Origin of the sequence: Enterobacter sp. SORGH_AS_0287 (assembly GCF_031453695.1) — a bacterium.
Taxonomy (GTDB): domain Bacteria; phylum Pseudomonadota; class Gammaproteobacteria; order Enterobacterales; family Enterobacteriaceae; genus Enterobacter; species Enterobacter ludwigii.
Genome location: NZ_JAVIZW010000001.1, coordinates 1,542,591 through 1,555,264, shown reverse-complemented (window position 1 = coordinate 1,555,264; position 12,674 = coordinate 1,542,591). Strand labels below are relative to the sequence as shown.

The 12,674-nt window shown below is 54.9% G+C and carries 12 protein-coding genes; 8 read left to right on the top strand and 4 right to left on the bottom strand.

Features of this window, described 5'->3' with window-relative positions; translation table 11 throughout:
• Position 1: 1 nt before the first annotated feature.
• From sufC to QE396_RS07365, 5 genes are all read left to right on the top strand, one after another.
• A complete protein-coding gene (gene sufC / locus QE396_RS07385) occupies positions 2–748 on the top strand; it encodes a Fe-S cluster assembly ATPase SufC (RefSeq protein ID WP_020884365.1) in 747 nt (248 codons plus the stop codon).
• Positions 723–1,994, top strand: a complete 1,272-nt coding sequence (sufD, locus tag QE396_RS07380; protein ID WP_020884364.1) for a Fe-S cluster assembly protein SufD — start codon at positions 723–725, stop codon at positions 1,992–1,994. Before sufC ends, sufD begins: the two co-directional genes overlap by 26 nt.
• Complete coding sequence (gene sufS, locus QE396_RS07375; protein ID WP_020884363.1) at positions 1,991–3,211, top strand: cysteine desulfurase SufS; 1,221 nt, start codon at positions 1,991–1,993, stop codon at positions 3,209–3,211. The genes sufD and sufS overlap by 4 nt, the downstream gene beginning before the upstream one ends.
• Before the next feature lie 14 nt (positions 3,212–3,225).
• On the top strand, positions 3,226–3,642 hold the full coding sequence (gene sufE / locus QE396_RS07370) for a cysteine desulfuration protein SufE (protein ID WP_020884362.1): 417 nt from the start codon (positions 3,226–3,228) through the stop codon (positions 3,640–3,642).
• A gap of 97 nt (positions 3,643–3,739) precedes the next feature.
• Positions 3,740–4,753 (top strand): L,D-transpeptidase family protein, encoded by a 1,014-nt coding sequence (locus QE396_RS07365; protein WP_020884361.1) that lies wholly within the window; start codon positions 3,740–3,742, stop codon positions 4,751–4,753.
• A gap of 60 nt (positions 4,754–4,813) precedes the next feature.
• Here the strand turns inward: QE396_RS07365 and lpp are convergent, their stop codons facing one another.
• The 4 genes from lpp to QE396_RS07345 form a co-directional block, all read right to left on the bottom strand.
• Complete coding sequence (gene lpp, locus QE396_RS07360) at positions 4,814–5,050, bottom strand: murein lipoprotein Lpp (protein WP_001082307.1); 237 nt, start codon at positions 5,048–5,050, stop codon at positions 4,814–4,816.
• Between the two features lie 310 nt (positions 5,051–5,360).
• Positions 5,361–6,773 carry a pyruvate kinase PykF gene (gene pykF / locus QE396_RS07355; RefSeq protein ID WP_014169744.1) on the bottom strand — a complete coding sequence of 471 codons (1,413 nt, stop codon included), beginning with the start codon at positions 6,771–6,773 and terminating at the stop codon, positions 5,361–5,363.
• A gap of 377 nt (positions 6,774–7,150) precedes the next feature.
• Positions 7,151–8,296, bottom strand: a complete 1,146-nt coding sequence (locus tag QE396_RS07350; protein ID WP_040017288.1) for a PLP-dependent aspartate aminotransferase family protein — start codon at positions 8,294–8,296, stop codon at positions 7,151–7,153.
• An 11-nt stretch (positions 8,297–8,307) separates the two neighbouring features.
• Positions 8,308–9,678 (bottom strand): pyridoxal-phosphate dependent enzyme, encoded by a 1,371-nt coding sequence (locus QE396_RS07345; RefSeq protein WP_014169746.1) that lies wholly within the window; start codon positions 9,676–9,678, stop codon positions 8,308–8,310.
• A 399-nt stretch (positions 9,679–10,077) separates the two neighbouring features.
• On the opposite strand from QE396_RS07345, the gene QE396_RS07340 reads away from it, so the two are divergent.
• From QE396_RS07340 to QE396_RS07330, 3 genes are read left to right on the top strand one after another with little or no spacing between them, the layout of a single operon-like run.
• Positions 10,078–11,100: a methionine ABC transporter ATP-binding protein gene (locus tag QE396_RS07340; RefSeq protein ID WP_020884357.1), complete on the top strand. Its 1,023-nt coding sequence runs from the start codon at positions 10,078–10,080 to the stop codon at positions 11,098–11,100.
• Positions 11,093–11,761 (top strand): methionine ABC transporter permease, encoded by a 669-nt coding sequence (locus tag QE396_RS07335; protein ID WP_020884356.1) that lies wholly within the window; start codon positions 11,093–11,095, stop codon positions 11,759–11,761. The genes QE396_RS07340 and QE396_RS07335 overlap by 8 nt, the downstream gene beginning before the upstream one ends.
• 28 nt (positions 11,762–11,789) lie before the next feature.
• Positions 11,790–12,602, top strand: coding sequence for a MetQ/NlpA family ABC transporter substrate-binding protein (locus tag QE396_RS07330; RefSeq protein ID WP_020884355.1), 813 nt, complete (start codon positions 11,790–11,792; stop codon positions 12,600–12,602).
• Positions 12,603–12,674 lie beyond the last annotated feature (72 nt).

Genomic DNA, 12,674 nt, shown 5'->3' with positions numbered 1-12,674 from the left:
CATGTTAAGTATTAAAGATTTACAGGTTAGCGTGGAAGACAAAGAGATCCTGCGTGGTCTCAATTTTGACGTCAAACCGGGTGAAGTCCACGCCATTATGGGGCCCAATGGCTCCGGGAAAAGTACGCTCTCCGCGACGCTGGCAGGACGCGAAGATTACGAAGTGACCCACGGGTCGGTCGAGTTTAACGGCAAAGATTTGCTGGAGATGTCGGTGGAAGAGCGGGCCGGTGAAGGTATTTTTATGGCCTTCCAGTATCCGGTGGAGATCCCGGGGGTGAGTAACCAGTTCTTTCTGCAAACGGCGCTGAACGCGGTACGTAAATATCGCGGACTGGAGGCGCTGGACCGCTTTGATTTCCAGGACCTGATGGAAGAGAAGATTAAGCTGCTGAAAATGCCGGAAGACCTGCTGACCCGCTCGGTCAACGTCGGTTTTTCAGGCGGTGAGAAAAAGCGTAACGACATTCTGCAGATGGCGGTCCTTGAGCCTGAACTGTGCATTCTGGATGAAACCGACTCCGGTCTGGATATCGATGCCCTGAAGATTGTCGCCGACGGGGTGAACTCCCTGCGCGACGGCAAACGCGCGTTCATCATCGTCACTCACTACCAGCGTATTCTGGATTACATCAAGCCGGATTACGTCCATGTGCTTTACCAGGGGCGTATTGTGAAATCCGGTGATTTCACGCTGGTTAAACAACTGGAGGAGCAGGGTTATGGCTGGCTTACCGAACAGCAGTAATGCGCTCCAGCAGTGGCACCGTCTGTTTGAAGCGCAGGGCAATACGCGCTCGGAACAGGCGCAACAGCACCTGCAGCAGATGCTGCGTCTCGGTTTGCCGTCACGCAAGCAGGAGAACTGGAAATACACGCCGCTTGATGGCCTGCTGAACGGCGAGTTTGTCACCCGCCTGGCAGACATCAGCCCGGCGCAGCGCGATGCCCTGGCATTGACCGTGGATGCCGTGCGTCTGGTCTTCGTCGATGGTCAGTTCCGCCCTGAGCTGAGTGACAGCACCCAGGACAGCGGGTTTGAGATTGCCATTAACGATGACCGTCAGAGCCTGAGCACCCCGGTACAGCCCGAGGTCTTCCTGCATCTCACCGAAAGCCTGGCGCGGAGCGTGACGCATATTCGCGTTAAGCGTAACCAGCGTCCGGTAAAACCACTGCTGCTGATGCACATCACTCAGGGAGCAGACGGCGACGAGATCAACACTGCTCACTATCGCCACCACCTTGAGCTGGCGGAAGGGGCGGAGGCCACGGTGATTGAGCATTACGTCAGCCTCAACGAGGCCCGGCACTTTACCGGGGCGCGTTTGACAATGCATGTTGCCGCCAATGCCCAACTTCACCATATCAAACTGGCGTTTGAAAACCCGCAAAGCCACCACTTTGCGCATAACGACATGCTGCTTGGACAAGATGCCGCGGTATACAGCCACAGCTTTTTGCTGGGCGGCGCAGTACTGCGCCACAACACCAGCACGCAGCTTAACGGCGAGAATACAACGCTTCGCATCAACAGCCTGGCGATGCCGGTTAAAACGCAAGTGTGCGATACACGCACCTGGCTTGAGCACAACAAAGGTTACTGTAACAGTCGCCAGCTGCACAAAACCATTGTCAGCGACAAAGGGCGGGCGGTGTTTAACGGCCTGATTAACGTGGCGCAGCACGCGATTAAAACCGACGGGCAGATGACCAACAACAACCTGCTGTTGGGACGCCTGGCGGAAGTGGACACCAAACCACAGCTTGAAATCTATGCTGATGACGTGAAGTGCAGCCATGGCGCGACGGTCGGGCGAATTGATGACGAACAGATGTTCTATTTACGCTCCCGCGGTATCGACCAGCAGGCGGCGCAGCAAATGATTATCTATGCGTTTGCCGCTGAACTGACGGAAGCGCTGCACGATGGCCTGTTAAAACAGCAGGTGCTGGCCCGTATCGGGCAGCGTCTGCCTGGAGGCGAAGCATGAGTTTTCCCGTAGAGAAAGTACGGGCAGATTTTCCGGTTCTGACCCGTGAAGTGAACGGTCTGCCCCTGGCGTATCTGGACAGTGCGGCCAGCGCGCAGAAACCGAATCAGGTGATCGAAGCGGAAGCGGAATTCTACCGCCACGGTTATGCCGCCGTGCACCGGGGGATCCACACCCTGAGTGCGGAGGCGACCCAGCGTATGGAAAATGTGCGTACCCAAATCGCCACTTTCCTCAATGCACGCTCGCCAGAGGAACTGGTGTTTGTGCGTGGTACCACCGAGGGGATCAACCTTGTTGCCAACAGCTGGGGCAACGCACAAGTCCACGCGGGGGATAACATCATCATCACCCAGATGGAGCACCATGCCAATATCGTGCCGTGGCAGATGCTCTGTGAGCGTGTCGGTGCGCAACTGAGGGTGATCCCATTGAACGTTGATGGCACCCTGCAGCTTGAGCAACTTGACGCGTTGCTGGATGCGCGTACGCGGCTGGTGGCCGTGACCCAGGTTTCTAACGTGCTGGGAACCGAGAACCCGGTGGCAGCGATTATTGAGAAAGCCCACCAGGCTGGCGCGAAGGTGCTGATTGATGGTGCGCAGGCGGTCATGCACCACGCGGTCGACGTCCAGGCGCTGGACTGCGATTTCTACGTCTTCTCCGGGCACAAGCTCTATGGGCCGACCGGGATTGGCGTGCTGTACGTGAAAGAAGATATTCTGCAGGCGATGCCACCGTGGGAAGGGGGCGGCTCGATGATCGCGACCGTCAGTCTGTCGGAAGGGACCACCTATGCACGCGCGCCGTGGCGCTTTGAAGCTGGCACGCCGAATACCGGCGGGATTATCGGGCTGGGAGCGGCCATCGCCTATGTCACGTCTGTTGGCCTTGACGCGATTCAGGAGTACGAACAACTGCTGATGCACTACGCGCTGCAGGAGCTTGCCAGCGTACCGGCGCTGACCCTGTATGGCCCGGCGGACCGCCAGGGGGTAATTGCGTTCAATCTGGGTAAACACCATGCATACGATGTGGGCAGTTTCCTCGATAATTACGGCGTGGCCGTTCGCACCGGACACCACTGTGCTATGCCGTTGATGGCGTTTTACCAGGTGCCGGCGATGTGCCGCGCATCGCTGGTGATGTACAACACAACGGAAGAGGTCGACAGGCTGGTGGCGGGGCTTAAACGCATTCACCAGTTGCTGGGCTAACGGAGAGGCGAAAGATGGCAGATTTGCCGGATAAAGAAAAATTACTGCGTAACTTCGGGCGTTGCGCAAACTGGGAAGAGAAGTACCTCTATATTATTGAGCTGGGTCAGCGTTTACCGCCGCTCAGCGAAGAGGCACACAACCCGGGAAATATTATTCAGGGCTGTCAGAGCCAGGTCTGGATTGTGATGGAGCAGACGCGCGACGGCGTGATCGAATTACAGGGCGACAGCGATGCCGCTATTGTGAAAGGGCTTATTGCGGTGGTATTTATTCTCTATCACCAGATGTCAGCGCAGGATATTGTCGCTTTTGATGTCCGCCCGTGGTTTGAAAAAATGGCCCTGACCCAACACCTCACCCCGTCCCGTTCCCAGGGGCTGGAAGCGATGATTCGCGCCATCCGCGCCAAAGCTGCAATCCTTAGCTAGACTTACAGAACAGCATTCATTCTGTTTCGCGAGGTGGTTCCCGCCTCGCTGGTTTTTCAGCTTTCTGGCATCCGGCCAGTGAATAAGGAATCTCAGCATGAAGCGCGCGTCTCTAATAACTCTATTACTCCTGGGTTCGCTCGGTGCTCTTAATTCGGCCCGCGCGATGGATTACCCGTTGCCGCCCGCAGGCAGCCGTCTGATTGGGCAAAATCAAACCTACACGATACAGGAAGGGGATAATAAACTTCAGACCATCGCTCGCCGGTTTAATACTGCCGCACAGCTTATCCTTGAAGCCAATAATACTATTGCGCCGGTAAACCCTGCGCCGGGGACAGTGATCACGATCCCTTCGCAGATGCTGTTGCCCGACACGCCCCGTGAGGGGATTGTCGTGAACCTGGCGGAGCTGCGGCTTTACTACTTCCCGCCGGGCGAAAACATCGTTCAGGTTTTCCCGCTCGGCATTGGGCAACTGGGACTTGAAACGCCGGTCACCACCACCCGGGTCAGCCAGAAGATCCCTAATCCTACCTGGACCCCAACACCGGGCATCAGAGCGCGCTCTCTGGAGCAGGGCATTAAATTGCCGCCCGTGGTCCCGGCCGGGCCAAATAACCCGCTAGGACGCTTTGCATTGCGTTTAGGCGTGGGTCACGGGGAATACCTGATCCACGGCACCAGCGCACCGGACAGCGTCGGCCTGCGGGTCAGCTCCGGCTGTATGCGCATGAACGCGCCGGATATCAAAGCGCTGTTTGAGCAGGTGCGGGTCGGCACGCGGGTGCAAATCATTAATGAGCCGGTGAAGTTCTCCGTTGAGCCTGACGGTAAACGCTATATTGAAGTGCATCGTCCGCTGGCGCAGGTTGAGGGTGAAAACCCCCAGATGACACCCATTTCGCATTCCGCAGACTTTGCGACGTTTGTCTCGCAGTCAGGAAGTGATAAAGCGCTTATCGATAAAGCCTTGTCACGCCGCGCGGGGATCCCGGTAGCCGTGTCGGCCGATAACGGCGCGTCAGCGCGTCAGAACGTGTTGTCAGTACAGAACAGTCGGACATCCGCTGCGGTCGCGGAAGATGACGGTGAGAAGGTGACGCAGTAGGGGTTTGACGCAGACAAAAAAAATGGCGCACAATGTGCGCCATTTTATTAACAGGTACTATTACTTACGGTATTTAGTAGCCTGGTTGTCCAGACGCTGGTTAGCGCGAGCTGCGTCGTCTTTAGCAGCCTGAACGTCGGAACGCATTGCGTTCACGTCGTTGCTCAGCTGGTCAACTTTAGCGTTCAGAGTCTGAACGTCAGAAGACAGCTGATCGATTTTAGCGTTGCTGGAGCAACCAGCCAGCAGAGTAGAACCCAGGATTACCGCGCCCAGTACCAGTTTAGTACGATTCATTATTAATACCCTCTAGATTGAGTTAATCTCCATGTAGCGTTACAAGTATTACACAAAGTTTTTTAGGTTGAGAATATTTTTTTGATGGGAATACGCCTATTTTTGATCGTTCGCTCAAAGAAGCATCGAATCGGCCCTTTTTTGGCAAAAAGCTCTGTAAAAAAAGGCATTTTTCATCGGATTCATCTTAGATAATTCGCAATTAAATAGAGAAACCCGATTTGCTTTTTGAATGACTTTGGCTAATGCATGAAATAAAAAAAGCGTCCCGGAGGACGCTTTTTATGAAAATTAATTCGTTCGGGAATTATTACAGCACGTGAACAGATGCTGTGTTGGTGGTTCCGCTTGGTACCAGCGCACCAGAAACCATGACCACAACGTCGCCTTTCTGTGCCAGGCCGCTTTCCAGCGCCAGCGCTTTACCCTGAATGTAGAAATCGTCGGTAGACGCGATTTCTTTCACCAGATGCGCAACCACGCCTTTGCTCAGCACCAGCTGACGGGCAGTGGTTTCGTTGGTGGTCAGCGCCAGGATCGTCGCGTCCGGGAAGTATTTACGGACTGCGCGAGCAGATTTACCGCCCTGGGTGGCAACCACAATCAGAGGCGCTTCCAGTTTCTCAGCGGTTTCTACCGCACCGCGGCAGACTGCTTCGGTAATACGCAGTTTGCGGCTGTCGTTGTTGAAGTCCAGACGGCTGGTCATCACGCGGTCAGTACGTTCGCAAATGGTCGCCATGATGCCAACGGCTTCCAGCGGGTATTTACCTTTCGCGGATTCGCCGGAGAGCATGACTGCATCGGTACCGTCGAGGATGGCGTTAGCCACGTCACCAGCTTCTGCGCGGGTTGGGCGTGGGTTTTTGATCATGGAGTCCAGCATCTGCGTTGCGGTGATAACCACTTTACGCGCGCGAACACACTTCTCGATCATCATCTTCTGCGCGAAGATAACTTCTTCAACCGGGATTTCAACACCCAGGTCACCACGTGCAACCATGATGCCGTCTGACGCTTCGAGGATTTCGTCGAAGTTGTTCAGGCCTTCCTGGTTTTCGATTTTGGAGATGATCTGGATCTTCTCGCCACCGTGCGCTTTCAGGTGCTCACGGATTTCAACCACGTCGGAACGTTTACGGATGAAGGATGCCGCAACGAAGTCGACGCCTTGCTCGCAACCGAAGATCAGGTCTTGTTTGTCTTTTTCAGCCAGGGCTGGCAGCGCGATGGAAACGCCTGGCAGGTTAACGCCTTTGTTTTCACCCAGGTCGCCGTTGTTCAGCACTTTACAGATAACCTTGTTACCTTCGATGGCGGTCACTTCCATGCCGATCAGACCATCGTCTACCAGCACGGTGTTGCCAACGGACAGGTCACTGGTGAAACCTTCATAGGTGACCGCAACGATTTCGTTGTTACCGACAACAGTCTTGTCAGTGGTGAAGGTGAAGGTCTGGCCCGCTTTCAGAGAGACGTCGTTACCGCCTTCCAGTTTGATGGTGCGGATTTCTGGACCTTTGGTATCCAGCAGGATGGCTGCTTTTTTACCGGTCTTGCTCATCACGTTGCGCAAGTTCTGGATACGCTGACCGTGTTCAGCATAGTCACCGTGGGAGAAGTTCAGACGCATAACGTTCATGCCGGCGTCCAGCATTTTGCTCAGCATCTCTTCAGATTCGGTTTTCGGGCCGATAGTACAAACAATTTTCGTCTTTTTCATGACAGTCTTAGTCTTTAAGTTGGGAAGGATATGGAAATCTCGCTCCGGGGGCGCACCGCCGCGGAGTCAAACCTGTGTTGCAAAAGAGTATATGACACGCACTAAGGATAGGAGACATCAAATGAGCGTGCAGAAGAAAGTGTGCCTGAGTGACAGCCCAACGAAGGAGAGGAGTAGTTGTACGTTGTTTTTTGTATTCCAAGCGCTGAAACCATTCACCAGGGATTAGGCGCGCATTATACGCTGATTTTAAGATAAAAGGAAAATGAAAACAGCGTTTCAAAAATAATCTGTGCAGATCCACATGAGATTGTTATCAAGGCGTTAAGGTTAGATGACATCTTATCGCGGCAGGTGCGTGACCTGCCGCATTTTGCTTAGTTTTTCAGCGCCTGGCTGAGGTCGGCAATCAGGTCTTTGGCATCTTCAATGCCCACAGACAGGCGAATCAGCTGCGGTACGATGCCGTTGGCCAGCCGCTGCTCAAGCGGAATCGAAGCGTGAGTCATGCTGTAAGGCTGGCTGACCAGACTTTCCACGCCACCCAGGCTTTCGGCGAGGGTGAATAATTTCAGTGAGCGGATCACCTCTGTGGCCCGTTGCGCATCGCCTTTCACCACCAGAGAAATCATGCCGCCCGGCAGCGCCATCTGCGTGCGGGCAAGCGAATATTGCGGGTGTGATTCCAGCCCCGGATAAAATACCTTTTCGACCTGCGGCTGTTGCTCCAGCCATTGCGCAATGGCCAGCGCGTTGGTGCTGTGCTTTTCTACCCGCAGCGACAGCGTACGAATACCACGCAGCGTCAGGAAGCTGCTAAACGGATCCAGTACACCGCCGACTGCGTTCTGCAGGTAGGCAAGCTTGTCCGCCAGCGCGGCGTTATCCCCCACAACTGCCAGTCCGGCGACCACGTCCGAGTGACCATTCAGGTATTTGGTGGCAGAGTGCACGACGATGTCGAAACCCGTTTCCAGCGGACGATGGATGACGGGCGATGCGAAGGTATTATCGGCCACGCTGATGACGTGATGACGACGGGCGATGTCGGCGATAGCCGCCAGATCCGCCAGTTTAAGCAACGGATTGGTTGGCGTTTCAACCCATACCATTCGCGTATCCGGCCGGATGGCGGCTTCAAGACCGGCCAAATCGTCCGGCTTGACCCAGCTCACCTGCAGGCCGGTGCTACGTTTGCGCACGTTTTCAATCAGGCGCCAGGTCCCGCCGTAGACATCGTCAATGGCGACGATATGGCTGTCTTTATCCAGCAGTTCAAGCACGGTAGAGATGGCGGCGAGGCCGGAAGCGAACGCATAGCCGCGGGTCCCGCCTTCCAGTTCGGCGATGGCGGTTTCCAGCGCATGGCGGGTCGGGTTGCCGCTGCGCGAATATTCATAGCCGGTGTGCTCGCCAGGTGACGGTTGCGCAAACGTGGAGGTGGCGTAAATCGGGGGCATGACCGCGCCATGCCGATCGTTAAACTCACCGCTGTGTACGCTCAGGGTTGCCAGATTTTTCATCATGTATTCCTTTATTGCTGAAGACGGTTGCGCCAGGCGGTAAGAACGTCGCTGCGCGTAATCAGGCCCAGGAAGCGGTCATTGTCATTAATAACCGCCACCAGACCGCGATCGAAAATGGCGTTCAGGGCGCTTTCCGGGGCGTTTTTATCGAGGAACTCCACCTGACGGGTCATTGCCGCGGTCACGGGAAGCGAGAAGCGGTCGCCATCGCCACCGATATGGCGCAGAAGATCCCACTCGTCGATGATGCCCACGACCTGACCGTTCTCCAGGACCGGCAGCTGGGAGATGTCATACAAACGCATCCGCGCCAGTACGGTGGAGAGGGTGTCATCCGGCGCGGCGGTGACGGTTGCGCCTTCATCGTGGCGCAGGGCAATGTAGTCGGAGAGATCGCCAGCCTGCGGCCGGGAGATCAAACCCTGCTGGCGCATCCAGTCATCGTTGAACATCTTTGAGAGATATTTGTTGCCACTGTCGCAGGCGAAGGTCACAACCCGTTTCGGGGTGGTCTGGGCCTGGCAATATTTCAGCGCAGCCGCCAGCAGGGTGCCGCTGGAGGAGCCTGCCAGGATGCCTTCCGTTTTCAGCAGCTCGCGGGCGGTGGTGAAAGCTTCGCGATCGGTGATGCGCCAGGCACGATTCACCCCTTCGATGTGTGCCAGCGGAGGAATAAAGTCTTCACCAATCCCCTCAACCAGCCACGAACCCGCATCCTGATAGCGTCCCGTTTCTACCTGATCGGCCAGGACCGAACCGGCCGGGTCGGCCAGCACAAATTCAGTCTGCGGTGAGTGCTCAGCGAACCACGCCTGTAGCCCACCCAGCGTCCCGCCAGACCCCACGCCGACGACAATGGCGTCAATCTTACCGTCAAGCTGTTCATACAGTTCAGGCGCGGTGGTGGTGCGGTGCGCCAGCGGGTTGGCTTCGTTATTAAACTGATCGATGTAATACGCCCCCGGCAGTTCATTCGCCAGACGTTGCGCGTAATCCTGATAGTAGGCAGGGTGGCCCTTATTGACATCGGAGCGGGTCAGTACCACCTGAGCCCCCAGTGCCCGCAGGTGGAAAATCTTCTCGCGGCTCATTTTGTCTGGCACCACCAGGATCAGCGAATAGCCTTTCTGCGCGGCGATCAAGGCCAGGCCAAGACCGGTATTTCCCGCCGTCGCCTCAATGATGGTACCGCCTGGCTGGAGCTGGCCGTTGCGCTCCGCTTCGTTAATCATCGACAGTGCAACGCGGTCTTTAATCGAACCGCCCGGGTTCTGGTTTTCCAGCTTCAGAAACAACGAGCAGAGACCGGTATCAAGCTTATGCAGCTGGATAAGCGGGGTGTGGCCAATCAGTTCGGTGACGGAGTGGTAAATCGTCATGGTGTTTTCCTTTCAGGAGGTCATGACAGGATGATAGGGCGGGGAAATTAACCCCTTAAAGAATCCTTCACTCCGTTTTAGAACAGAAAAGAATATAAATGCCGTTTTTGGATGGAGGGATAGCAAGACGTAAAGTGCTCTGGATGTGAGGATGGCTATATCAGTCAAAAATGCTGAAAAATTAACCGTTTTCATCAGGTGATGAACCACTGATATGCACATGCCAGATAATCATTTCTGAAATTGGTCTAAATGCCTGCCGGTACGAAAATCGCTATTTATTCCTGCAAGTTATAACAAATTCCTTTTTGTTCATTTAAAAGGTGATAACGCCTGTTTACTATCATTTGGACATCCATACTGCTAAACCGCCATGCGCGGGACGGATTACACATAAGAATGATTGTACTCAGCAATATTTCGAAGGTTTTTGACAACGGGAAGGTTGCACTCACTGCCGTTGATAACGTCAATTTGACGATAGAGCAGGGGCAGATATACGGCATTATCGGTTACAGCGGCGCGGGTAAAAGTACTCTTATTCGTTTGCTGAATGGACTGGAAAAACCCACTCGCGGCAGTGTGACCATCAACGGACAGGACATTTCTGCCGCAAAGGGCGAAGCACTGCGCCAGGCGCGTCTGAAAATCAGCATGGTCTTCCAGCACTTCAATCTGCTTTGGTCGCGCACGGTGAGTGAGAATATCGCGTTCTCAATGCAAATCGCCGGTGTGCCAAAAGCCAACATTAAGGCCCGCGTGGCCGAACTGGTCGATCTCGTTGGGCTGAAGGGACGCGAGAACGCCTATCCCTCGCAGCTGAGTGGCGGGCAAAAACAGCGTGTGGGGATTGCGCGTGCATTGGCCAATAACCCCGACGTATTGCTGTGCGATGAAGCCACGTCAGCCCTCGACCCGCAGACCACCGATCAAATCCTCGATCTGCTGCTGGACATTAACCGCCGCTTCAGGCTGACCATTGTGCTGATCACGCACGAGATGCACGTGGTGCGCAAAATTTGCGACCGCGTGGCGGTGATGGAGAACGGCAAAGTGGTGGAAGAGGGGGAGGTGCTGAGCGTCTTTACCCGTCCGCAGCAGCCTATCACTCAGCAGTTTGTCCGCCAGGTGAGCCAGTATGCCGAGGAAGAGACGTTTAATACGGAGCTGGCAGCTGACCTTGAAGGTAGCGTCATCAGGTTGACCTTTACGGGCCACAGCACCCATAAGCCGATCGTGGGCGAGCTGACTCTGCGCTACGGCCTGCCGTTTAACATTCTGCACGGAAAAATGACCCAAACGGCCCACGGCGTATTTGGGCAACTCTGGGTACACGTCGTGGCATCGGATGAACAACTGAGCAATATCCTCGCCGACCTGAAGCACAGCGATATTGAAGGCGAGGTAATTAAACATGGCTGAGACGCTTTTTCCTCATCTGAAGTGGGAGCAACTCTGGGCGGCGACGCTGGAAACGCTGTACATGACTGCCCTTTCCGGCGTGGCAACCTTTGTTCTTGGAATTGTCCTTGGCCTGGCGCTGTTTTTAACCGCGCGCGGCGGGTTGTTCCACAACCGCACGGTCTACAGCGTGATTTCAATTGTGGTGAACGTGTTTCGTTCTATCCCGTTCATCATTCTGATTGTGCTGTTGATCCCGTTCACGAAAACCCTTGTCGGCACCATTCTTGGCGCCAACGCGGCGCTGCCGGCTCTGATTGTCGGTGCGGCACCGTTCTACGCTCGCCTGGTCGAAATTGCCCTGCGTGAAGTGGACAAGGGGGTTATTGAAGCCACGCGCTCAATGGGCGCACGGCTGAGCACCCTGGTGTTTCGGGTTTTACTGCCGGAGTCATCACCTGCACTGGTATCAGGTATTACGGTAACGCTGATTGCGCTGGTGAGTTACAGCGCCATGGCGGGGGTGATTGGCGCAGGCGGTTTGGGAAATCTGGCTTATCTGGAAGGATTCCAGCGCAACCATGGCGACGTCACGCTGGTGGCGACGGTGACCATTCTGATCATCGTTTTCATTATCCAGTTCTGCGGCGACGTCCTGACCTCACTGTTAGATAAACGATAATCTCTAATAACACACAGGAACCATCATCATGAAAAAAACACTGACACTGATCGCCGCAGCAACCCTGAGCGCCCTGAGCTTTGCCACCTGGGCTGATACCCTGACCGTGGGGGCATCCAACACGCCGCACGCCGAAATTCTGGAGCAGGCGAAGCCTATCCTGGCGAAGCAGGGTATCGATCTGGAGATCAAACCTTTCCAGGACTACATTCTGCCCAACACCGCGCTGGCGGGTCATGATATTGACGCTAACTATTTCCAGCATATTCCTTACCTGAACAGCGTGCTGAAAGATCACGCCGGTGATAAGGATTATGATTTTGTCAGCGCGGGCGCGATCCACATCGAGCCAATCGGGATCTATTCCAAAAAATACAAATCCCTGAAAGATCTGCCGCAGGGCGGCAAAATCATCATGCGTGATGCTGTATCTGAAGAGGGCCGCATTCTCTCTATCTTCGAAAAAGAGGGGGTGATCAAACTGAAGCCGGGCATCGACAAAGTGACCGCGCGTATCAGCGATATCGTGGAAAACCCGAAAAAACTGCAGTTTACGCCTAACGTGGAAGCCTCTCTGCTGCCACAGATGTACAACAACGACGAAGGTGACGCGGTCGTGATTAACGCCAACTACGCGATTGATGCGGGCCTTGATCCTGTACATGACCCGATTGCGGTAGAGAGTGGTGAAAATAACCCGTATGCCAACATCATTACCGTTCATCGTGGTGACGAGAAGAAGAAAGATATCGTCGCGCTGGTGAACGTTCTGCACTCCAAAGCGATCCAGGACTGGATCCGCACCAAATACAAAGGCGCAGTGATCCCGGTAAACCACTAATTTATTGATTTTACGAATGAAGCCCGGCGGGACTCTCGCCGGGCTTCTTTTTTGTATCCGGGCGATGAATCA

What these genes read in the sequence shown, in the direction of transcription:
- sufC (WP_020884365.1), top strand. Translation starts at nt 2, where the DNA reads ATGTTAAGTATTAAAGATTTACAGGTTAGCGTGGAAGACAAAGAGATC.
- QE396_RS07345 (WP_014169746.1), bottom strand. Translation starts at nt 9,678, where the DNA reads ATGACGATTTACCACTCCGTCACCGAACTGATTGGCCACACCCCGCTT.
- sufE (WP_020884362.1), top strand. Translation starts at nt 3,226, where the DNA reads ATGGCAGATTTGCCGGATAAAGAAAAATTACTGCGTAACTTCGGGCGT.
- lpp (WP_001082307.1), bottom strand. Translation starts at nt 5,050, where the DNA reads ATGAATCGTACTAAACTGGTACTGGGCGCGGTAATCCTGGGTTCTACT.
- QE396_RS07335 (WP_020884356.1), top strand. Translation starts at nt 11,093, where the DNA reads ATGGCTGAGACGCTTTTTCCTCATCTGAAGTGGGAGCAACTCTGGGCG.
- sufS (WP_020884363.1), top strand. Translation starts at nt 1,991, where the DNA reads ATGAGTTTTCCCGTAGAGAAAGTACGGGCAGATTTTCCGGTTCTGACC.
- pykF (WP_014169744.1), bottom strand. Translation starts at nt 6,773, where the DNA reads ATGAAAAAGACGAAAATTGTTTGTACTATCGGCCCGAAAACCGAATCT.
- QE396_RS07340 (WP_020884357.1), top strand. Translation starts at nt 10,078, where the DNA reads ATGATTGTACTCAGCAATATTTCGAAGGTTTTTGACAACGGGAAGGTT.
- QE396_RS07365 (WP_020884361.1), top strand. Translation starts at nt 3,740, where the DNA reads ATGAAGCGCGCGTCTCTAATAACTCTATTACTCCTGGGTTCGCTCGGT.
- QE396_RS07330 (WP_020884355.1), top strand. Translation starts at nt 11,790, where the DNA reads ATGAAAAAAACACTGACACTGATCGCCGCAGCAACCCTGAGCGCCCTG.
- QE396_RS07350 (WP_040017288.1), bottom strand. Translation starts at nt 8,296, where the DNA reads ATGAAAAATCTGGCAACCCTGAGCGTACACAGCGGTGAGTTTAACGAT.
- sufD (WP_020884364.1), top strand. Translation starts at nt 723, where the DNA reads ATGGCTGGCTTACCGAACAGCAGTAATGCGCTCCAGCAGTGGCACCGT.